Here is a 21,428-nt window from a genome sequence, read left to right as displayed (position 1 = left end):
TGATTGATGAAGTTGCTATGTATATTTTTTCATTTGTTTTAAGTATCAGACCAAGTGCTGTAGTTTTTCTTGGTTTATAGGAGCCGACAAGGCTCCTTTTTTTATGTCTATAGTAAATGAATTGTATGGACGATGCTCTGCTGTAACTTCATGTTGTTGCATCAAAAACACCAAAGCAAAAAAAAGAGCGAATCATCGCTCTTTTAAATCTTCATTGAAAACGAATCAATTAAAGACGCATTTCAATACCTTGTTCTGCAAGATATTTTTTCGCTTCAGGAATGGTGTGTTGACCAAAGTGGAAAATAGAGGCTGCAAGCACCGCATCTGCACCGCCTTTTAAAATGCCATCGGCCAAATGTTGGAGATTACCGACACCACCAGAAGCAATGGTTGGAATGGTCACACGGTCATTGATATTACGCATCAGTTCAATGTCATAACCGGCTTTGGTTCCATCGGCATCCATTGAGGTGATGAGTAATTCACCTGCACCGAAGTCCGCCATTTTTACCGCCCATTCGATGGCATCGATACCGGTTTCTTTACGACCACCGTGGGTGAAAATTTCCCATTTATTATCGCCGGTTTTTTTCGCATCAATAGCAACCACAATACACTGTGCGCCAAAACGCTGAGAGGCTTCTTGTACAAATTCAGGGTTATAAATAGCCGCAGAGTTAATCGAAACTTTGTCCGCACCCGCATTTAATAACAGGCGGATATCTTCTACTTTACGCACGCCACCACCGACTGTTAATGGCACAAATACAGACTCAGCCATACGCTCTACCGTACGGTAAGTGGTATCACGACCATTTGAGGTTGCGGTAATGTCTAAGAAGGTAATTTCGTCCGCACCTTGTTCGTTATAACGGCGTGCAACTTCAACTGGATCGCCTGCATCACGAATATCAAGAAATTGAACACCTTTCACTACACGACCGTTGTCCACGTCGAGGCAAGGAATAATACGTTTAGCAAGCATAATTTTTTCCAAAAATAACAGCCGATTATGAAACTTCGCGACTTAGATGCTACACCTTAGTAGTCGGAGCGGTTATTCTATCAAAAATATGTAAGTTTTTTCGCAGGTTTTCTATGTCGGTTTATACCACTTTGACTTTAAAGGAAGTTCAGGATTTTGCAGCACCTTATGGACTGGAGGTGATTGACCTGATTCCGATTCAAGGCGGTATTCAAAATACCAACTATTTTATTGTTTGCGAAAATGGCACGCAGTATGTATTAACCGTTTTTGAAGAGATGGACGAGCAAGGTGCAGGGGAATTGGTGCCTGTACTCGAACACTTGGGGCAGGCTGGTCTAGCTGTGCCTGTACCACTGAATCATTCGGGTAAAGCGATTCATAGCTTAAAGGATAAACCTGCACAGATTGCGCCACGCATGCAAGGTCAACATCCCATGCCTGCGAGCTTAGCGCAAGCAGAAGCGATTGCTGTAGCCCAAGCGAAAATGCATGTGGCTTTACAAGATTTCCCTTTGGAACGTGCAGAATATCGTGATCATGCTTATTGGTTACAAGTTTCACGGGATATTCGTCCAACATTAAATGAAGCAGATACCACGTTGCTTAACAATTTGTTGGGCTTATATGACATCTTAACAGCGATGTACCCAAACCGTCCTACCGGTTTTATTCATTCTGATTTGTTCCGTGACAATACTCTATTTGAAGGCGATCAACTCAACGGCATTTTAGACTTTTATGAGTTAAATAAAGACGAACTCTTGTTTGATATTGCTATTACTTTAAATGACTTTTGTACTGAATATCCGGATGTACATTTGAATGAAGACAAAGCCATTGCCTTTTTAAATGCCTATGAAAGCGTGCGTCCATTAACCGCAGATGAAAAATCATGCCTAGAGTTATATTTGGCGATGGCGGCAGGTCGTTTCTGGATGATGCGTTTACAGGTAGCACAGAAAAATGCGGCAGAAGGCCGTACAGGGGATGATATTTTGCAGAAAAACCCTGCTGAAATGCGTAATATGCTGATTGAACGATTAAAGTTCGTCACTGCATAAATTTTAAAAACAACGAGGGGGAAAAGCATGCGTGATCAAGGACGCTTAGTAGAATGGTTTGATGATAAGGGTTACGGCTTCATTCAACCGAACGATAGCACCAAAGATCGCGTATTTTTGCACATCAAAGACTTTTCCCGTCCCGGCCCACGACCAATCGTGGGCTGCGCGTTGGATTATGCTGTCATCTTAGACGAACGCGGACGCTTTCGTGCGCAGCAAGTGCATTATTTAAAAGCCTCACAAACCAAAGCTACACAACGCCCCAATAAAAAAAATGTGGTGCAGATGCCGCGTCAGGCAGAGCCGATGCAAATCTTGTGCATCATTTATATCCTCGCCTTGGCGGGCTTGTCTGTGGCTGGTTTACTCAGTGGCATGGTGCTGCTTTTTGTAAGTATTATCAATGTCTTGACCTATTGGTTCTATGCGCAGGATAAAGAAGCTGCGCAAATGGGGAACCGACGCGTGCCTGAAAATACACTGCATCTTTTGTCTTTTTTAGGTGGGTGGCCGGCGGCATGGCTGGCTCAGCAACGTTTGCGGCATAAAACACAAAAACAACCGTTTCGAAAAATATATTTCTGTACCATAGCCTTTAACATACTACTGATTTTATGGCTAATTTCACCATTTAATATCCTGCATATTTAGGTGGAACGATCCGCAAAATCATCATGACGGAGAGCGAAATGAATTATTCCATTGATAAAGATCCAAACCGCCTGCTCACGATTATTTTGTATATTCTTTATATTGTGGCAATTTTTTCTGCCGGCTTGCTTGCGGTCCTCGCGCTGATTATCAATTACGTCAAACGCAGTGATGTCCGCGGTACGATTTTTGAAAGCCATTTCACTTGGCAGATTCGCACGTTTTGGTGGTATCTCATTTGGAATATCATTGCTTTCGTGCCTTTTATTTTTCTGTTCTTTACCGGCAATAATGCCAATGCCTTTGCAGGTGTAGCACTGGGAGCGAGTACCTTCTGTGTCACGGTGATCGGACTGTCTTGGTTATGGATTGTGTACCGCGCGATTAAAGGTTTAATCCGTGTCAATGACAACCGACCGATGTATGAGTAATGCGAGTTCAGAACTTTTTGGAATAAAAATCTTAGCATCAAAAAAGCGACCGTATGAGTCGCTTTTTTGATCTAATAGAGGATGCAGAAATTAGCGTTTCTTTAACCATTTCGGCCGCCATTCACTCACAATCACACCAAGCACTACACACAGTCCGCCAATGAGAGCGAGCGGTGTTAAGCGTTCACCTGCAAGCCGCCCAATGATTGCGGCCCAAACCGGTTCACCTGCATAGATGATTGCCGCCTGTGCAGGATCAACCATACGCTGCGCCCAGTTCATCACCAGTTGAATCACGGCGCTGGCCAGCCCCAATCCGCACAGTACAGCGATTAATGGCCATTCAAATTTGGGCAATGTGGTTTCACCTACCATTGGAGCAAAGCAAAAACAGAACAGTGAGGCAAATGCCAATTGTAGAACCGTCACTCTGCGTAGATTGACGCGGGGTGCAAAATAACTGATCAAGATAATTTCAAAGGCAATGGCAATCGACCCGAGCAGCGTAATGATTTGTCCAAAGTTGAGCTGAATGGCGCCAAAACCATTACCAGTTAAAAAGACCAAACCAACAAAAGCCAAACACACACCCAGCCATGTAATCACATGCGGTTTATGCCGAAAACAGAGCCACATAAAAATCGGCACCAGCGGTACATACAGCGCTGTTAAAAAAGCTGATTCACTGCTGCTGATGCTTTGCAGGCCGATTGTTTGCGTCGCATAGCCGATCGCAATCACCGCGCCGATACTTGCGCCCGCAATGACATCATATTGAGAAAAGTGTCTAAGATATTTGAGTGATAAAAGACTCACAGCCAGTGTTGCTGCGGCAAAACGTAGACCGACAAACAGCACGGGACTGCTAAAATTTAAACCGTATTGCACGGTGATAAAACTGGCGCCCCAAATCATGGTAATCAGGATGAGTGCGAGCTGCGGAAACTTGGCTTTCCAAGCAGATTGGACGGTTGACATGTGTATTTGATTGTTCGAAGAGGGGAAATAAAAATGAGAAATAAAAAAAGAGGCCCGAAGACCTCTTTTCTGCTCGGGCAAATTACAAGCTTTGTTGATCAAGCAGTAATTGAGCTTCACGAAGGTTCAATGTCCCTTCATAAATTGCACGACCAGTAATCGCACCTAAAATGCCCGGTTGGCCTTTTAAGTTACGTACGTCGTCAAGGTTAGTCACGCCACCCGATGCAATAACAGGTAAGCCTGAATATGTTGCAAGGTTTACGGTTTGTTCAACGTTCACACCTTGCATCATGCCATCACGTGCGATGTCGGTGTAGACGATGCTCGATACGCCAGCATCTGCAAAGCGTTTTGCCAAATCAGTAGCTTTCACATCAGTGACATTTGCCCAACCATCTGTTGCTACCATACCGTTCATGGCATCGATACCGACAATGATATGGCCTGCAAATTTTTTGCACGCTTCTTCAACAAATTCAGGCTCTTTTACCGCTTTTGTACCAATGATGACAAACGATACGCCTGCATCAAGGTAGTGTTCAATAGTTTCAAGAGAGCGGATACCACCACCAATTTGAATTGGTAATTCAGGCTGTGCTTTAGCAATCGCTTCAACCACAGGCTTATGAATCGGTGTACCAGCGAAAGCACCGTTTAAATCTACCAAATGTAAGCGACGCGCGCCTTCATTTACCCAATGCTGTGCAGTTGCCACTGGATCGTCAGAAAATACGGTATCGTCTTCCATACGACCTTGTTTTAAACGGACACATTTGCCATCTTTCAGGTCAATTGCAGGGATGATCAGCATGCTTTCGCTCCTTGCTCAATCAAATTAAGAATGAATTTGTACCTAATCTTATCAAATAAACGGCTATACACTAAATGCTAATATCAGAATTGATGAATTAAAAAAGCCTGACATGTGTCAGGCTAGTGCAAATAAAGGATTGGATTTTATTGTTGGTCTATAAAAATGCGCTGTGTATTAGCGTTTTTAGTCATTAAACATAAGCGGTTGTTTGTAATAAATCGCTGTTTACGGATTGAAGTAAGCTACCGACATCGTATAAGCCTTGATTGAGGGCTGTGGTACTTTCACCGACCACTTGAATAAGATCACCCACCACAGGAAGTTCAGTGGCAATCGATGTAATCGGTACAATGTCATCCAGTAAGGCATCTAAAGTGCCTGAAACATCTTGCACGACACTACCCATACTTGCTAAAGGATCATTCAGGACGGATGTTAATAATTCGGTAGGATCAATACTGGCTACATAGTCGCCCGTTTCAGCCAACAAGCCTGTTAAATTCCCCGTAGTTTCGCCTACTGCATCCAATAGACCGCCCAGCAATGGCAGGTCAGAAAGTACATCTGTGATTGGTGCAGCCACGCCACTGAGATGATCAACCAAACCTGCAACTTCCGTCACGGTTTGACCGACCACACCAGTTACGCCATTGAGAGCGGTTTGTACACCGCCGAGAAGATCACCTGTCGCTAGTTGATCGGCTACCGCATGTAAGCCATCACCTAAGGTGCCAACCAACTGATTTTCAACCGCGAGTACTTTTTCGATGGTCCCACCAATGAGCGGAAGCTCAGTCAGTGCATTCGTTAAGGGCGCTGTTAAGCTACTTACGGTCTCTAATACGCTGTCTACTGTATCCAAAACAGTATTTAAAACCAGTCCAACCGCTTTACTGATCCCTTGTAAAGTCAGGCTGAGTACACCGCTGATTTTTCCTGTAAATAAGTTCAACATGTCAGGTTCTCCAAGCTTTTAAATTATAATGTGTTATGTATTTGGCAGACTTGTTTTAGCAAAAGGAGATTGATGAAAACAAATTATGAAAGTATAGAAAGAATGAGATAAATCATGTAATTCTGCTAGAAAACCCAGAGAGATCAAAACCTTAGCTGAATAAAAATATAAATGTATATTAATGTAATTAAAATGAGTTAAATCAAAGATATAAATGTACTTAAAAGGTGCGATTTTATTGTTTTTAGACTGTGTTGTGACTATTTTTAAAGCAATAACGTACTGTTTAAATCTCTAGTGCAAATAAACTGCAAATTCATTGGCACTCTTCAGCCGATCTTTGCACTTGGTCATGCCATAGATTGGGGCAATATCCAGTTACAGAGCGGTTACATCGCTGAATATAAATTAAATCATTAAAATAATTAAGGATTTATAAATTCATGTGCGGACGAATTCTTAGTTTGAGAGAAGTATTGGGAATGGTTTTGGGTAATAAGCCACGTTGTAATAATTCTTCAAAGACCAAAACAGGGGCATAGGCATCGGCAGCGGCATAACGAATTTGCTCCGGACTTAAGCGCTTTTTGGCCCAATTCGAGGTGCTGACCGATTTAGATTTTGGAAAATTCACACGAAAAAGCAGTGCCATGGCATTTTTTAAACCTAAAGGTTGGCTTAAGCCAAAAGAAGCAAAGCACTTGGAGAGTTCCAAGACACTATTCAGTTCGATGCCTTTTTTACGAAATAAATGCGCATCATTTTTTAAGCCAAAACCCACTTTAATTTGATCACGATTACTCAAGATTGGTCTTAAAAAATCCCAAGTGCATTCGTTCATTTGAAACAACCATGCCTGTTGCGCCGTCGCGAGTTGGATTAAATGTGGGCCGGTAGAGACCTCACCTTTACGAAAAGTCGGCTTAGATTCAGAGTCGAAACCGAATAAGGCAGTTGTCTGTAATTCATCGGACCAGTGTTGGCATTGTTCGGCATTGTGAATGACATGGATCTGCTCTGGCACTAAATTTTGGAACAATGGAAAATCTTTAATCTGTTCTTTTGTTGGCAAAATAGGTGTCAGTAGAGCATCAGTCATTGTGATTCAATTCAAAGGCTTGTTGTTGCAGCCTAGAGCGTTTAGTAGGGAAATGCAAATACCGAGATGTGGCGTTGAGCATGAGCCATTGACTCATCTGCCTGTCATAGCGCGTTGCTATGACAGTGACGAGGGCACTTAAACACAGTGACTTAAAACAGAAAACGCGCAGTAAATAATACATTTACCAAGATCAGTAAGAATAAACCGATAAAGAGAAAGGCGAGGACCACTTCCCATGTTTTGGATGCACGTGGCTCACCATATTGATTGGCATTTGCAGACCCAGGGATGAGCATCAGAGCAATGCACATAACGATATTGAGCAACGGAATCAACTCTAAGAGTGCAAACCAGCCTGAGAGATTAAAGTCATGCAGACGACGTACGGAAAAAATCATCAAAGGGATCAGCATTAAAACATTCAGGATAAATCCAATCACTTGCGTCATTGGATTTTCTGCATGAGCTATTAGGGCATTGAGGGTATTGGGCATCATGCTGACGATCAGTAGCATCAATATGCTCAGCATGAGGCCATAGAAGACATTCCAACCGATAAAAGACATGCGATTAAAACGACCGTCACGGTTCCAACCAGAGTTTATATTGGGTGAATTATTCATATTAAATGATCTTAAATTATCGTAAAAAGTATAGTTATCATTCATTTTTAGCCGCAAAAAAATTGAGCTAAAAACGACATAAAAATGTGAAAAAGTACAGGATTTGATCCTGAACATAAAAAGCGCGTTGATTATAAAGGTAAAGTACAAAAAAAGCCCACATGTGTGAGTTTGTTTGAGTAGATGTATTGCTGTTTAGAGTGATATAGGCGGCATCTAATAATTTATCATTATTGTTGTTGAATCGTGGTTTGCTGAGAGCGGATCACATAGTTTTGGTAAGAGGGAATCATGATCGCAGCAAGTATCCCGACTATAAACACCACGATATACAAAACAGCCAGCACTGTTTCCCAGCCTTTGGTCGGGCGTGGTTGTCCAAAGCTATTACTACCGCTATTACCCGGTGCAAATAACACATAGAGCGCAAATAATATATTCACTACAGGAACTAAGATCAGCAGTGCAAGCCATCCAGAATGGTCTCGGTCATGTAAACGACGGATTAAGAAAATGACGCTGTAATAAATGACGATGGCATACATGATAAAGAAAATAATCATGAGTGGCGTCGACATTGCACCTTCAGTCAACGCATTTTGCGCACCGGGTATGAGCAGGCCGACTACAACAGCAATTAGTGTAAAAATAATGCCGAGCAGTAGATTCCATGCAAGATATGCGCGACGGCTAAAGCGACCACTGGCTTGGGTCGGTGAGTCAGATGTGAATGTATTCATTATTATTCCTAGGCTTTGGTATTTTTATAAGTAGGCAAATTCTAAAATGAATATGTAGAAAATAAAAGGATGAAAAATAAACAGTACAAAAAAGCCCGCAAGGAGCGGGCTTTTTTGCGGCGAAGGAATTTTAAATATCCCATTCCACAAAGTTTTTCAGCAATTGCAGACCGGCTGTATGACTTTTTTCTGGGTGAAATTGTGTCGCAAACAAGTTTTCCTTGTGAATTGCGGTACAAAATTCCAAACCATAGTCACAGGTAGCAGCGACAATGCTTGAGTCTTGCGGCTCTACATAGAAGCTATGTACGAAATAGAAACGTGCATTTTGCTCAATGTTTTTCCACATCGGGTGGCTATGGTCTGCCTGATGCACTTGGTTCCAGCCCATGTGCGGCACTTTTAATCCCTCTACATCAGGGAAGCGTTTAACCGAACCTTCAAAAATACCCAATGCATCTGCACCGCCATTTTCTTCGGAATGCTGCATTAGGGCTTGCATACCGACACAGATCGCAAGCACAGGTTTATTAAATGCCGCTTTACGGACCACTTCATCAATGCCTGCATCATGCATGCCTTGCATACAGTCACGCATTGCGCCAACGCCAGGAAACACAATTTTATCTGCTTGTGCAATCAGCTTAGGATCATTGGTGACATCAACAGTTGCGCCCACGTGTTCGAGGGCTTTTGCTGCTGAGTGAAGATTTCCCATGCCATAGTCAAGAAGGGCAATACGGGTCATTACAATGTTCCTTTGGTAGACGCAACAGTATTTTCGGCACGCGGGTCAACTTCACACGCCATACGTAATGCACGGGCAAAGGCTTTAAATACGCTTTCAATTTGGTGGTGGCTGTTTTTACCTTTTAGGTTGTCGATGTGCAGCGTCATTAACGCATGGTTCACAAAACCTTGGAAAAATTCAGAGAAAAGATCCACATCAAAAGTCCCGATGCGCGCGCGAGTGAATGGAATATCCATCCACAGACCCGGACGGCCAGATAAATCCACCACAACACGACTCAGTGATTCATCGAGCGGCGCATAGAAGTGACCGTAGCGACGTAAGCCTTTTTTATTGCCCAGTGCTTGAGCAAACGCTTGGCCAAGTGTAATCCCACAGTCTTCTACGGTATGATGATCGTCAATTTCAAGATCGCCATCACAATGAATATCAATATCAAACAGACCATGTCGCTTGATTTGATCAATCATATGATCTAAAAATGGAACACCAGTGTTTAAAGTGCCTTGACCAGTACCATCAAGATTCACACGAACTCGAATTTTGGTTTCGTTGGTGTTTCTTACCACTTCACTGATACGATCTGTCATAGACACGTTCCTCAAATACGTCAAAATGATTGATGTAAAAATATTTTCGCTGTGACGAAAAGTCACCGCATATTAGATTGCTCAGGAGGGTTTATCAATGCCTATTACCGTACATGCCTATACTTCTTTGGAAAATGATGAAGTGCGCAGCCAGCTTGAGCGACTGTATGACACCAGCCCTGAGTTTAGCGACGGTTCCGATGCGATTGAACAACTTGAGCAGAACTTAGCTCAGTATACCTTAGTTTATACTGCAGAATTTAATACAAAAGTGATTGGTGCGATTTGGTGTACAGGCCAAGGTGAAAGCAAAACCCTTGAATATATTGTGGTACACCCAGCAAATCGCGGGCGTGGTGTTGCAGAGCGCTTGGTCAGTGAGGCCACCCGTATGGAAGAAGAAAAAGGGGTGAAAACTTTTGAACCAGGTTGTGGCGCGATCCATCGCTGTTTGGCGCACATTGGAAAAATTACTGCGGCTGAATAACTGGTCCCCCAATTGAAAGCAGCCATTGAGCTGCTTTTTTGTTGGATAAATACGTTGTTGTCACAGTAATTTCAGCTGTGGAAATTTAAAAGCACTCAAAAAATAAGCAAATAATGTGAAATATTGATTTAAAAATAAACATTTGCACAAAAAAGTGCAACGGATGCTTGACGCCATGAGACTGAAATTGTTTAATACGCCCCATCGGCGTGATAGCTCAGTAGGTAGAGCAACGGATTGAAAATCCGTGTGTCCCCAGTTCGATCCTGGGTCTCGCCACCATATTCAAAACTGATTTTTCAGTTTATCAATCCCTGATCCCATCAGGGATTTTTTTTTGCCTAAAAAATATGCATACGAAAAATATTTTTATAAATATGATTGACTAATTGACTGAGATACGGCTTAATACACCGCATCGGCGTGATAGCTCAGTAGGTAGAGCAACGGATTGAAAATCCGTGTGTCCCCAGTTCGATCCTGGGTCTCGCCACCATATTCGAAAAAACCTCAAACCATTGTTTGAGGTTTTTTTTTGCCTGTTGTTTTTTCGGTTGTTTATCATTTACACAATTTAACTGCTACAATCTACCGAATATAATTTGACTAATAGTTAAAAAAATTTTTAAAAATAAAAGGTATGACAATGCATATGAACAAAATGTTAATGGCTTTAACTGTAATGACAAGTGCTTTATTAACAGCATGTGGTGGTGGAAGCAGTGGGAGTTTTAATTCATCTTATGAAAAAGAATTTACTTTTGGTACTCAAACCTATATTTGCCGCAGTGAAAAAGCAGCAAATGCATGCGGTAGTGCAAGTCGAGATTGTTCAGCGTGTGATCTTAAAACACCGTCTACAAATGTGATCACGGCAATATGTACTCAACCTGTAGCAAATACCCATAAAGTGACAACAGCAGGCTGTGTATTAAAGCTAACAAATGATACCCAGACAGGAATCTGTACATCAGAAGGATTAAGATTATTGTCAGGCAGTAATCGAACTAAAGAAGAAGTGAATCAGGGGGCATTATTTACAAATGGAAGTTTGAAAATCACGCTGGCGAATAACGTGACTGAAACGATTACGTGTAATTAATGCTGATGAAATTCATTGTGCCAATGTTGATTGGACTCGTCTGTTTTGGATTGGGCTATTTAATAGCCCCGTCTAATACTGTATCTGATGATCCTACAGTTATAGAAAGTAATAGAGATCAGACAGGGATTAGGTTTATTCAAAACCTTCAGCAGAATATACCTGAGCAGTCTGAAAATAATATCGAATTACAACAGCAACTTAAAAATCAAATGACTCAGGTGAATGCCGTCATTGATCAGGCGACACCACAACAGTTGGATCAATATTTAAAACAAGCTTTTCCCAGCTATGATTTATCGGCAATAAAAAACAAACGCGAATTTGCGAAGCATCTTGTACGCGAATTTGTTGATGCAACAAATAATCCTCATGAGCCTATGAGTGGACGAGCCGCGGTTATGGCACAGCAAGAATACGGGGTTGAAAATGTACTGCCGCGTGACATTTATGCAGAGCAGCAGTTGTTTGCTCACTTTGATACTTTAGGAAAAACTCCGAATAATGAGCAGGTTTTTGTACGTTGGAGCGATCAATCTACTGGAGAAGTACTGTTTTTTATGCCTCAACGGATTAGTGCTCAGCGTGAACAGAATTGGGTCAGTTTTAGTCCTGTCGCTGGCTGGAAGCCAGGTCACTATGATGTGAAATATTATCAAATGAATGATCAATTAAGCCCGATTGCGCAGACCAGTTTTTATATACAGCACGTGATTGAGTAAATATTTAAAGCTAAATTTTATCGTTGAAGCTATGACTTAAGTGCTAGTTTCTGCCCCTAAAAATTCGATTAAACTGATAAAAAATAACCAATGAATTTTTACAATGAAAGACCTTTTCTCTACAGGGAGTGCGCTGTATCAACAATCACGTCCAAGTTATTCTGCTGAAGTCGTCGATAGCATCTTGCAGCATGTTGCCGTGCGTGAACTGGCATGGGACTGTGGTGCAGGTTCAGGTCAATTTACCAAAGGTTTGGCGTCCTATTTTCAACAGGTTTTAGCGACAGATCTGAGTGCCGAACAATTGGCACAAGCACCCAATTTAGATAATGTACGTTATGAGCAAGCCAGCGCAGAACATTGTCCGCTTGCAGACCATTCAGTGGATTTAATCACAGTTGCGCAAGCGATTCATTGGTTCGATTTTGCTGCCTTTTATGCAGAAGTACGACGCGTTTTGAAACCCCAAGGTCACATCGCCATTGTGGGCTATGGTCTGATTCAATTTGAACATGCGGAATTAAACCAGCTTTTACAGGATCTGTATTTTGTCACCTTAAAAGGCTATTGGGATGTTGAACGTCGTTACATCGACGAAGAATATCGCAGTATTCCGTTTCCATTTCAGGAGTTAGCGACACCTCAGCTGTTTTTAAATTATAGGTGGAGTGCACAGCAAATTTTGGACTATTTGCAAACGTGGTCTGGGTTAAAACACTACCAAAAACAACATCCAACACATCAACCGTGTGCAGCTTTGCATGACTTATTTAGCCGCCATCTGCAGCAAGAGTTTGCTTTGTCATTTCCTGTGCTGTTAAGAATCGGGACCGTATAAAAAAGAAAAAGTAGCCGCAATATAGATAGATAAAGGATGAAATCTTAAGTCTAGAATGAGCAACGTGAGCTTTAAATAAGCTGTACTCACGTGCCGTTTGTCGGGCTTAAATCTAGTAAATTGATTAATTGTTGTACAATAATGGCAGTGTAAATTTTTTCAATTTTCTATTTTTAAATCTCTCGGAATGAACATGATGAATCTCCCTAAATCTGTTTCCGTTTTGGTTTTTGTTAGCGCAGCAATGACGGCTATGAGTACTTTGGCTGCGGAAAAAGCCACTACAAAAGCTGAGGATACCGAACAACAAGCTATTCAGATGCCTGCTTTAACCATTATGGCAGAGCGTGAAATGCGTGCAGAGACGGGCATTGTTGAGTATCAAGAGCAGGTGGATCGCCGTAAAGCTTTACAGCAACGGGTGATGCAACTTGAGCGCGATACGCAAAACAAAGGTGTCGATGCAACAATCGTATCAAATGTAGATGTCTTGCCTGCGACAGCAGTGCCTGATATGTCGAATTTATCGCCTTTGATGCAGCAGCATGTTTTAGATATTGCCGCAGGCTTACAGTCTTCTGACCCACGCAATGGTTTATATATTATGTTGCAACCCTTTGGGATAGACCGAAATGCGACCAATGTGCAAATCAGTCGTGATCAAATCAATCTTGGCAATATTGACCGTCAGTTAAATACCAATCCGATCAAGACCCCATAATCGAATACATCTCTATAGCAAATTGAAGGCGAAAATTCATGTTTTATCCATGAATTTTCGTTTTGATGACGTGCGCAATTTAAGTGTATTGACATTGATGTTTTCAAATAGCCTCCTTAAAAAGCATGGCTATTTTATCGTCAATCTTCAAACTTTTGGTTAAACTGAATAAAAGGGCATTCGGAGCTCATTATGCCGCGTATCTTTGTTGTCTTGGCCAGTGCTACGGTATTGGTCTTTGGATGGATGTTTTATCAATATTCAGTACAGCAAAAAGAAGCTGTGCAACTCTCGACCTATGAAACGGTTTTGCGCGAAAAAACCGAGCAAATTTTTCAGCAAGCTCAGCACTGGGAAGAGCCGATACAACTCAATGTGACAGATGCACGGCTAACGGGTGATTATAAAATCATGTCGGATTTTATTTTGAGCCAAATGCTGCAGCGTGCAGAAGCGCGGAATCAATATATTCGTGATCTTAAAGCACTGAATTGGGATAAATTTCTCGACATCGATCGCTTGTTGCAAGATAAAAAAAACCAATATCAAGAGACTGAGCAAATGCTGCAACAGGTGCATGCTGTGGTCGATGCTTATGAGCAAAAAACCACTCAGCAAGAGGAAAATGGTTTAGCTCAGGCCAAACAGTTGGCGGTCAAACAGGTGTTTCGTCAGCAAATTGCCCAGAGTTTAAGAGACAGTCGTGATAGTGATGAGTCGCATGCTTTATTTGAGTTAGAAAAGCAAAGCTTGGCGAAGGCTGATGAGCTCTTTGCTGTGCTGAAAGCCAATAAATGGGAAAAGAAAAATAAATTATTTATGTTCTATGAAGATGCGCCTTTAAAGCAGTTTAATCAGCTTTATACAGAGATGTTAGCGCTCAATGCGCAAATGGATGAGATCCGCCAAAAGAACCGTTCAGAGTTGAAACAAAAGCTTTAACTGACTGTCATCACTCTTTCAAATTTGCGCGATAAAGTGGCTTATAGCAGGGTTTTACATCATATAGAGGTCCATGCTCATGCGAGCTATTCAGATTTTTGATGATATTCAGCAGGTCTATATCGACTTTATCGCGAACCGCCAATATCCACGTTTGGAAAGTTTAAACAACTGGGGCAAGAACCGTTTTTTCTTTAGTCAGTATTTTCGCATGATTGAAGATTGGCATCTGACTGAACAGATTGTGATTGAATTTAATCAACAATTTTATAGTTTGGATACAGGGACGGCGCCTGACTTTATGGATCAAGACAAATACATGGCTTGGTTGATGGAACAATTACAAATATTAAAATAAGTCCTTCTCATTCAAATTATTCAGCACAGCTTCAAGACATGTTATACAAGTGAAAGCCATCCTTTAGCGGATGGCTTTTTTGTTGCTATCGAGCATCAATTTGGGAGCTGAGTTCCGAACTAGCATGAATAACGCAAAAAACATTGGCTTTAAAACAGTCTTTGATTGTTTAAATTGCAAATTTAATACAACTATTAATCAATAGTGTGACTTAAATCACTTAAAATACGCCGAAAATTTAAACATAAATTTTTAGCCAGCAGCCCATAACGCATAAGAAGCTGAGCTGTATTGAACTTGCAATCATTCTAACCTTAGACCGATTGGCTTTGAATGAAAGGTTTATCGCCATTTTTAGAGACGATTTTTTTAGCGTATGAAAAAATTAATACTGCTATGGCTTGCCATATGTGCGGTTTCATTGGTGTCGATAGGCTATACCTATGAATTATTTATTAGCCCTGTTTGGGTGGTAAATGCATTCGCTGCCTATGGCATGATTTTAATACGCAAGCATTTAAGCCACGATTTACTGATCGTGCTCTATGCTTTTAGTGCGATCTTTGTGGCTTCGCTGATGGTCGATCCCGCCAAAACCTTAGAAGATAAATTTCTCCTGTGTGCGATTTCAGCATTTCAGATTTGGGTATTTATTAAAGCCTATTTGGCACTGAGCCATTTAAAAAAACGACGCTTTAAGCGAACCCTGATGTTGGCTGTTCCGAGTATCGTGAGTGCTTTTGCAGGCAGTCTATTGTTCGTGGCGTGCTTTCAGATGGACAACCAATATTTTGCCTTTGTTGATTATTTTCTAGAGCAATTTGCAACAAGTTTGGCTGTGGTGTGTTTATTATTTGGTGTTCAGCGCTGGATGAATGTGCCGTGGATGGATTATGGCTATCTGATCGTGGCACTGGCCGTGCAATATGTGATCTCAAATGATCAGATCTTCTATGCTTGCATGGTCTTGCCTTTATTGATGTGTTATTACGCGATCAAATACGAACTCAAAACCTTTTGCTGGCTGATTGGTTTAATGACGCTGATCTGTGGCTGGTATGGTGCCATGCCATTGGCTGGGGAATATTGGTCGGATGCACAAGTACATATGCTCTCGCGGATCAGTTCTTATCGTTTGGCATTGGGTATTTATCTGATCATTTTTCTGTTTATTTGTGAGCTATATGCACGAAATAAACGCCTGTATTTGGCTTTGCAACGTGTAAGTTTTTGCGATGAGTTGACGGGGCTGAAAAATCGCCATGCTTTTAAAGAACAAATATTTATAGAGGGTGCGGTTGATAAAGGCTGTGTCATTTTGCTCGATGTCGATAATTTTAAAAAAATTAATGACCAATATGGACACCAAATGGGGGACAGTGTTTTGGTGCATTTGGCAAAAATCTTAAAAAATTGTAGTCCTCGCGCGAGTTTTATCAGTCGCTGGGGCGGTGAAGAATTTTTAATTTTGCTCGAAGGTGCCGATTTGGAGCAGGGTAAAATGTTGTGTGAAACAATTTTGGAACGCTGCGAACATGTACCGTTTCGAAAAGATCAATTAAGGCTAGATGTCAGCTTTAGTATGGGCTTGGCCGAGTTTCAACAGTTGAGTTTGTCCAATTACTCCACGACTCTACAGCATGTCGATGCCTGCCTATATCAGGCGAAATCACAGGGGAAAAATCAGTTTGTTTATCAAAAGATTATTCCGTTAGCAGAAAGCAGTATTGCAGTCTAAATGGGCAAAAAAGATGCCGTGAAGGCATCTTTTTTTAGCATTTAATCAACGATTAAGCTGCTTTTTTGAACCAAGAAAAGAAACCTTTTTTCTCAGCTTTTGCTGCTTCAGCTTTTTTCTCTGCACATTTTTTAGCGCAGTCTTTTTTCGCTTCAGCTTTTACTTCTTCAGTTTTAGTTTCAACAGCTTCTTTTGCATCAGTTGCTTTTTCTACAGCTGCATCTTTTGCTTCAACAGTTTTTGCAACGACAGCATCTTTAGTTGCTACAGTTTTTGCTACAGTCGCGTCTTTTGCTGCAACAGTGTTCGCAACAACAACGTCTTTAGCCGCTACAGTTTTTGCTACAGTTGCATCTTTTGCTGCAACTGCAGTTTCTTTAGTTGCTGCTGCTTTTTCTACAACTGCTTTTTTCATGTCAGCAGTTTTTGCTTTAGTGGTTTCTTTCACTGTTAAAGTTTTAGTTTGAGTTGCTTTTTCTGCAACAGCCACTTGAGTTTTAGCAGCATCTTTAGTTGCTTGAGCAGCAGCTACAGTTGCAGTTTTCGCTTGTGCAGCTTGAGCTTTTACAACTTCAACAGCAGTCGCAGGTTTTTGTTCTACAGCAGTAGTTGCCATAGCAGAAGTTGTAGCAGCAACTAAAGCAACAGCTAAAGTAGTTTTGATCGCGTTCATAGTCATCACTCTATAAAACTTAGTTAAAATAAGGCATTGTAAATTTTATGCCTTATCAACAGCGCTTAGGTTACACGGCACAGAGTGAGGGATTCGATTGTGTGAATATTCCACCAATGTTACAAACGGATAACATGGTGTTACGCAGAAAAACAAACAAAAACAGCGTGCATTGCACAGCATTCGAAATTTTCAATTCAAAGCTGATTTAAAATCACTGTTAAAGCCGTTATGGTGAATATACATTTCCGCCATTGGTATGGCATAAAAATAACGTCGCTTGAGGGATAACTACAGATGCAGCAGCTTATTTGTTATAAACAGCTCCCTGTGTGGACGCAGCAATCGATTCCACAAGGTTTTAAACAACAGCACAATACCAAAGCAGGGACATGGGCAAAACTCACCGTGCTGCAAGGTGAAGTAAATTTTGCCATGTTAGATGCGTCTGGAAATGTCCTCTCGACGCATGTATTTAGTCCAGACCTACCACCGCCGTTTATAGAACCACAGGCGTGGCACAAGATTATGTCTGCGAGTGATGATGTGCAATGTCAGTTAAGTTTTTATTGTTTAGCACAGGACTATTTTTATAAGAAGTATCAACTCAGCCCAACACATTCAGAAATTTTGGCTGCAACACCGTATTTGCATGGTGGACGTGCTTTGGATGTCGGCTGTGGTCAGGGGCGTAATTCGCTGTACTTAAGTCAGTTGTCTGAGCAGCGTTTTGAGGTGGATGCATGGGATGTCAATCCACACAGTTTGCACAAGCTGCAAGAGGTGATCGCTGCGGAAGGCATTGAAAATATTCATGTACAGCAGCGTGATCTAAACGCTGACCCAAGCATTACAGGTACATACGACTTTATTTGCTGTACTGTGGTGATGATGTTTTTAGAGGCCAATACAGTCAAGCCGCTGATTCAGCAGATGCAGCAAGCGACAAGTGTAAATGGCTATAACCTGATAGTTTGCGCTATGGATACGCCTGATTTACCTGCGCAGCCTGACTTTCCATTTAGCTTTAAAGCAGGGGAGTTAAGTACGCTATACGATGGCTGGAATATTGTGAAATACAATGAAAATGTCGGGGAGTTGCATCGGGTGGATGCTGATGGGAAGCGGATTAAACAGCATTTTGCAACTTTGTTGGCGCAGCGAACTGATTAACCTCCTCAATTTTTAGTTAAGTTATGGTTATATATTTTTTAATTTTAAAAATTAAAAAAATTCATATCGGATTTAGGGTGACAGCTTAGGTCGCTCATGTTAAAAATAGTATAGATATTTAAGTTATTCAGCCTTTATAAAAATATTGATTTATGGATAATACGTCGACACTTATTATATAAGTACTTTTGGGTTTTAAATTCGTTTTAGTGAAAATGGAGGTATGGTATGAATGCTCTAGCTTTTGCTAACTATATTATTTGGTTTGTTAATCAAAATTTTCCGAATACTAGCTTTACACACGTGAAATTACAAAAAATTCTTTACTATGTTTATTGTGACTTTTTGAAGAGTGGCTTCTCGATTTTTGATGATCAAATTGAAAAATGGCAATATGGGCCGGTGACGCCTAATGTCTATAGTACTTTTCGTTCGTATGGATTTAGTCGTATTACTACGCCTGAAACACCAGTTCGCTTTGTAAATGACGAAAATGGGATTCGCTTTGAAAGAGAGCAGTTTGATCCAGAACTCCTAGACCTAACGGTTGATCAAAGACAAAGGTTAAATTTTATAATTACAAATTTAGTAGATAAAGAAGCTTTTGAATTAGTTGAATTAACTCATAAAGAAGACTCTTGGTTAAGAGCACAACAAGCTATTAAGAATGGGGAAAAGAATATCCCATATTCTGAAGATGAGTTACGTAATGAAAGTTATGATATTGAAGATTTGATTAGCTAGGTACAGTGTGAATAGTAATTCTGATAAATTTCTAAAGTTAAATGAATTAATTGAATCACATCTTGACCCACTAAAAATGACTGTAGATTTGCACCAGCAAATTTTACAGTCATTTTTACTTATATGTCAGGAAAAGAACCTTGTAGATGATAGTACAGGCGAAACTTTTTATCCTATTCCATATCAAGAAATTACAGAATGTATTTATGCATCAGATTTTGAATTTTCAGATGAATTAAATAGTGTAATTGAAGGATTAATCGAGCCATTAAAGAAATTATTAAAATTAGATGGTTTGACTTCTGATGAACTGAAATTAGAAAAAAATAGGAAAGCAAACCATCAATTAAATGCATACAAGCGGTTTGTCTCGCATATTCAATTAGCTGTATGCCAAAAAGTTTTTATTAGTAAAGAGACATTAAAAGTATCAGGTCAAATATATGATTTAAAAAATAAAATATTTGATTTGGAAGGGGAGTTGAGAAGAGCAAAGGTAGAGTTAAGTGATTCGCGTACAATCATTGCTAAATCATTAAGATCAGTCAGAACTTCAAGTGAAATTGCTAAAGATACGCAAATAACAGTAGAGACATTAAATAGTACGATAACAAAGTTACAAGAAGATACTAACAAGGCACTGATTTCAGCTCAGAGGGCGCAAAAAGATGCTGAGGAGTCTAAAACTCAATTTGTCACAATTCTAGGTATTTTTGCTTCTATTATTATAGCCTTATTTGGGGGAATGAGCTTAGTAAAAGCAGCTGTAGAATTACTTACCAATGAGGGGAGTTTACCTGTCTTTGTATTTGCAGTATCAATTTTATTATTAAGCTTTACATTGCTTATTATGCTTCTAACAAGTTGGATATTGGCTTTAAATACAAAAAATGATCGTAACTATAATTTGTTTAAAGCCGGAATGATTGTAAGTTTGTTGAGTGTAATAGGAATTTCTTCATTAGTAATTATAACAAAGTGAAATATTATGATATGCCAAAAAGAAACCCCGCAATAAGCGGGGTTTCTTTTATCTCAGTATTTAATTAAGCATTAAACACGTTCGATAATAGTCGCGATACCTTGACCCAAACCGATACACATGGTCGCAAGACCGATTTGTGTATCTTGCTGTTCCATAACGTTCAGCAATGTAGTCGTAATACGAGCACCAGAACAGCCCAATGGGTGACCCAATGCAATCGCACCACCGTTCAAGTTCACACGGTCTTGTTGGTCATAAATGCCTAAGCCTTTAAGAACAGACAAACCTTGTGCTGCGAACGCTTCGTTCAATTCAAACGTTTGAATATCAGCAATTGACAAGCCAGCACGTTTAAGCGCTTTTTGAGTCGCAGGAACAGGACCATAACCCATGATCGCAGCATCACAGCCTGCAACAGCCATAGAGCGAATCACAGCGCGTGGCTTAAGACCAAGAGATTGAGCACGTTCAGCAGACATCAGCAACATTGCAGACGCACCATCAGACAATGCTGATGAAGTCGCAGCAGTTACTGTACCGCCTTTCGGATCGAATACTGGACGTAAAGCTTGGAATGCTTCAAGGTTTGCATCAGGACGAATCACTTCATCGATATCGCACAGAATTTTGAAGCCATTTGCATCGTGACCTTCAACGCCCACGATTTCATTTTTGAAACGACCTTCTTGTGTTGCAGCCCAAGCACGGCGGTGTGATTCAACACCAAACGCATCTTGTTCTTCACGCGATATACCGTTCATACGACCTAACATTTCAGCCGTTAAGCCCATCATGTTAGACGCTTTTGCATAGTGCTTAGACGCTTCTGGGTTGATGTCGATGCCGTGCATCATGCCAACGTGACCCATGTGCTCTACACCACCAATGATGAAGATATCACCTTGGTTGGTTGCAATTTGCGCAGCCGCTGTGTGGATTGCTTGCATAGAAGAACCACAAAGACGGTTCACTGTTTGACCTGCAACAGTCTTTGGAAGATCAGCCAATAACGCAATGTTACGACCAATGTTCATACCTTGCTCTAGGGTTTGGTTTACACAGCCCCAGATTACGTCTTCAACTTCATTGGTATCAAACTGGTTACGAGCAACAAGCGCGCGTACTAATTCAGCAGATAAGCTGTCAGCACGTACGTTACGGAACATACCATTTTTGGTTTTACCCATTGCTGAACGTACGCCATCAACGATGACAACGTCACGTGGATTTAAAGTAGCCATTCACGTTGCTC

Annotated in this window: 25 protein-coding genes and 2 tRNA genes; 16 read left to right on the top strand and 11 right to left on the bottom strand. The window is 40.9% G+C overall.

Features of this window, described 5'->3' with window-relative positions:
- Window positions 1–229 precede the first annotated feature (229 nt).
- Window positions 230–991, bottom strand: a complete 762-nt coding sequence (gene hisF / locus FTU62_RS01325) for an imidazole glycerol phosphate synthase subunit HisF (protein WP_320109244.1) — start codon at window positions 989–991, stop codon at window positions 230–232.
- 110 nt (window positions 992–1,101) lie between these two features.
- Between hisF and FTU62_RS01320 the strand changes: the two genes are divergently transcribed.
- The 3 genes from FTU62_RS01320 to FTU62_RS01310 are packed head-to-tail and all read left to right on the top strand — an operon-like array spanning window position 1,102 to window position 3,137.
- The gene (locus FTU62_RS01320; protein WP_180101579.1) at window positions 1,102–2,052 is read left to right on the top strand and encodes a homoserine kinase; all 951 of its coding nucleotides are present in this window, start codon (window positions 1,102–1,104) and stop codon (window positions 2,050–2,052) included.
- 27 nt (window positions 2,053–2,079) lie between these two features.
- The gene (locus FTU62_RS01315) at window positions 2,080–2,706 is read left to right on the top strand and encodes a DUF1294 domain-containing protein (protein WP_180022370.1); all 627 of its coding nucleotides are present in this window, start codon (window positions 2,080–2,082) and stop codon (window positions 2,704–2,706) included.
- A 38-nt stretch (window positions 2,707–2,744) separates the two neighbouring features.
- Entirely contained in the window at window positions 2,745–3,137 is a 393-nt protein-coding gene (locus FTU62_RS01310; protein WP_168378990.1) for a hypothetical protein, read from the top strand.
- A 90-nt stretch (window positions 3,138–3,227) separates the two neighbouring features.
- Here the strand turns inward: FTU62_RS01310 and FTU62_RS01305 are convergent, their stop codons facing one another.
- The 8 genes from FTU62_RS01305 to hisB all read right to left on the bottom strand — a co-directional run bounded on the left by FTU62_RS01305 (window position 3,228) and on the right by hisB (window position 9,693).
- On the bottom strand, window positions 3,228–4,115 hold the full coding sequence (locus FTU62_RS01305; RefSeq protein WP_180035463.1) for a DMT family transporter: 888 nt from the start codon (window positions 4,113–4,115) through the stop codon (window positions 3,228–3,230).
- An 82-nt stretch (window positions 4,116–4,197) separates the two neighbouring features.
- A complete protein-coding gene (gene hisA, locus FTU62_RS01300; RefSeq protein WP_078190493.1) occupies window positions 4,198–4,929 on the bottom strand; it encodes a 1-(5-phosphoribosyl)-5-[(5-phosphoribosylamino)methylideneamino]imidazole-4-carboxamide isomerase in 732 nt (243 codons plus the stop codon).
- Between the two features lie 193 nt (window positions 4,930–5,122).
- Entirely contained in the window at window positions 5,123–5,887 is a 765-nt protein-coding gene (locus tag FTU62_RS01295; RefSeq protein ID WP_180101577.1) for a hypothetical protein, read from the bottom strand.
- A 433-nt stretch (window positions 5,888–6,320) separates the two neighbouring features.
- The gene (locus FTU62_RS01290; RefSeq protein ID WP_180092800.1) at window positions 6,321–6,986 is read right to left on the bottom strand and encodes a 3'-5' exonuclease; all 666 of its coding nucleotides are present in this window, start codon (window positions 6,984–6,986) and stop codon (window positions 6,321–6,323) included.
- A gap of 152 nt (window positions 6,987–7,138) precedes the next feature.
- Window positions 7,139–7,612: a DUF805 domain-containing protein gene (locus FTU62_RS01285; RefSeq protein ID WP_180009274.1), complete on the bottom strand. Its 474-nt coding sequence runs from the start codon at window positions 7,610–7,612 to the stop codon at window positions 7,139–7,141.
- 230 nt (window positions 7,613–7,842) lie between these two features.
- Window positions 7,843–8,352 carry a DUF805 domain-containing protein gene (locus FTU62_RS01280; protein WP_180009276.1) on the bottom strand — a complete coding sequence of 170 codons (510 nt, stop codon included), beginning with the start codon at window positions 8,350–8,352 and terminating at the stop codon, window positions 7,843–7,845.
- 130 nt (window positions 8,353–8,482) lie between these two features.
- On the bottom strand, window positions 8,483–9,100 hold the full coding sequence (gene hisH, locus FTU62_RS01275) for an imidazole glycerol phosphate synthase subunit HisH (RefSeq protein ID WP_180101575.1): 618 nt from the start codon (window positions 9,098–9,100) through the stop codon (window positions 8,483–8,485).
- Window positions 9,100–9,693 (bottom strand): imidazoleglycerol-phosphate dehydratase HisB, encoded by a 594-nt coding sequence (gene hisB, locus FTU62_RS01270; RefSeq protein WP_078190487.1) that lies wholly within the window; start codon window positions 9,691–9,693, stop codon window positions 9,100–9,102. The genes hisH and hisB overlap by 1 nt, the downstream gene beginning before the upstream one ends.
- A gap of 97 nt (window positions 9,694–9,790) precedes the next feature.
- Here hisB and FTU62_RS01265 point away from each other — a divergent pair, with 97 nt between their 5' ends.
- The 10 genes from FTU62_RS01265 to FTU62_RS01220 all read left to right on the top strand — a co-directional run bounded on the left by FTU62_RS01265 (window position 9,791) and on the right by FTU62_RS01220 (window position 16,601).
- Complete coding sequence (locus tag FTU62_RS01265; protein WP_180101573.1) at window positions 9,791–10,180, top strand: GNAT family N-acetyltransferase; 390 nt, start codon at window positions 9,791–9,793, stop codon at window positions 10,178–10,180.
- A 206-nt stretch (window positions 10,181–10,386) separates the two neighbouring features.
- Window positions 10,387–10,462 (top strand) — tRNA-Phe (locus FTU62_RS01260).
- Window positions 10,463–10,600: 138 nt separating this feature from the next.
- Window positions 10,601–10,676 (top strand) — tRNA-Phe (locus FTU62_RS01255).
- A gap of 156 nt (window positions 10,677–10,832) precedes the next feature.
- Window positions 10,833–11,282: a hypothetical protein gene (locus tag FTU62_RS01250; protein ID WP_180025927.1), complete on the top strand. Its 450-nt coding sequence runs from the start codon at window positions 10,833–10,835 to the stop codon at window positions 11,280–11,282.
- Window positions 11,282–12,004, top strand: coding sequence for a hypothetical protein (locus tag FTU62_RS01245; RefSeq protein ID WP_180101571.1), 723 nt, complete (start codon window positions 11,282–11,284; stop codon window positions 12,002–12,004). The genes FTU62_RS01250 and FTU62_RS01245 overlap by 1 nt, the downstream gene beginning before the upstream one ends.
- A gap of 103 nt (window positions 12,005–12,107) precedes the next feature.
- Window positions 12,108–12,842 (top strand): class I SAM-dependent methyltransferase, encoded by a 735-nt coding sequence (locus FTU62_RS01240; RefSeq protein WP_180101569.1) that lies wholly within the window; start codon window positions 12,108–12,110, stop codon window positions 12,840–12,842.
- A 193-nt stretch (window positions 12,843–13,035) separates the two neighbouring features.
- A complete protein-coding gene (locus FTU62_RS01235) occupies window positions 13,036–13,563 on the top strand; it encodes a hypothetical protein (RefSeq protein WP_227591847.1) in 528 nt (175 codons plus the stop codon).
- 192 nt (window positions 13,564–13,755) lie between these two features.
- Complete coding sequence (locus tag FTU62_RS01230) at window positions 13,756–14,505, top strand: hypothetical protein (RefSeq protein WP_180101567.1); 750 nt, start codon at window positions 13,756–13,758, stop codon at window positions 14,503–14,505.
- 79 nt (window positions 14,506–14,584) lie between these two features.
- On the top strand, window positions 14,585–14,863 hold the full coding sequence (locus tag FTU62_RS01225) for a hypothetical protein (protein ID WP_078190480.1): 279 nt from the start codon (window positions 14,585–14,587) through the stop codon (window positions 14,861–14,863).
- A 376-nt stretch (window positions 14,864–15,239) separates the two neighbouring features.
- Window positions 15,240–16,601, top strand: coding sequence for a GGDEF domain-containing protein (locus tag FTU62_RS01220; RefSeq protein ID WP_180101565.1), 1,362 nt, complete (start codon window positions 15,240–15,242; stop codon window positions 16,599–16,601).
- Between the two features lie 52 nt (window positions 16,602–16,653).
- Here FTU62_RS01220 and FTU62_RS01215 read toward each other — a convergent pair whose 3' ends face one another.
- Window positions 16,654–17,274, bottom strand: coding sequence for a hypothetical protein (locus FTU62_RS01215; protein WP_180101563.1), 621 nt, complete (start codon window positions 17,272–17,274; stop codon window positions 16,654–16,656).
- A gap of 297 nt (window positions 17,275–17,571) precedes the next feature.
- Between FTU62_RS01215 and tehB the strand changes: the two genes are divergently transcribed.
- The 3 genes from tehB to FTU62_RS01200 all read left to right on the top strand — a co-directional run bounded on the left by tehB (window position 17,572) and on the right by FTU62_RS01200 (window position 20,173).
- On the top strand, window positions 17,572–18,447 hold the full coding sequence (tehB, locus tag FTU62_RS01210) for an SAM-dependent methyltransferase TehB (RefSeq protein ID WP_180101561.1): 876 nt from the start codon (window positions 17,572–17,574) through the stop codon (window positions 18,445–18,447).
- 228 nt (window positions 18,448–18,675) lie between these two features.
- A complete protein-coding gene (locus FTU62_RS01205) occupies window positions 18,676–19,191 on the top strand; it encodes a Panacea domain-containing protein (protein ID WP_180101559.1) in 516 nt (171 codons plus the stop codon).
- Window positions 19,192–19,198: 7 nt separating this feature from the next.
- Window positions 19,199–20,173, top strand: a complete 975-nt coding sequence (locus tag FTU62_RS01200) for a hypothetical protein (RefSeq protein ID WP_180101557.1) — start codon at window positions 19,199–19,201, stop codon at window positions 20,171–20,173.
- 71 nt (window positions 20,174–20,244) lie between these two features.
- Here FTU62_RS01200 and fadA read toward each other — a convergent pair whose 3' ends face one another.
- Window positions 20,245–21,417, bottom strand: coding sequence for an acetyl-CoA C-acyltransferase FadA (fadA, locus tag FTU62_RS01195; protein ID WP_180101555.1), 1,173 nt, complete (start codon window positions 21,415–21,417; stop codon window positions 20,245–20,247).
- Window positions 21,418–21,428 lie beyond the last annotated feature (11 nt).

Source organism: Acinetobacter sp. YH12126 (assembly GCF_013418745.1).
Lineage (GTDB): Bacteria > Pseudomonadota > Gammaproteobacteria > Pseudomonadales > Moraxellaceae > Acinetobacter > Acinetobacter amyesii.
This window is presented reverse-complemented; position numbering and strand designations above follow the sequence as displayed.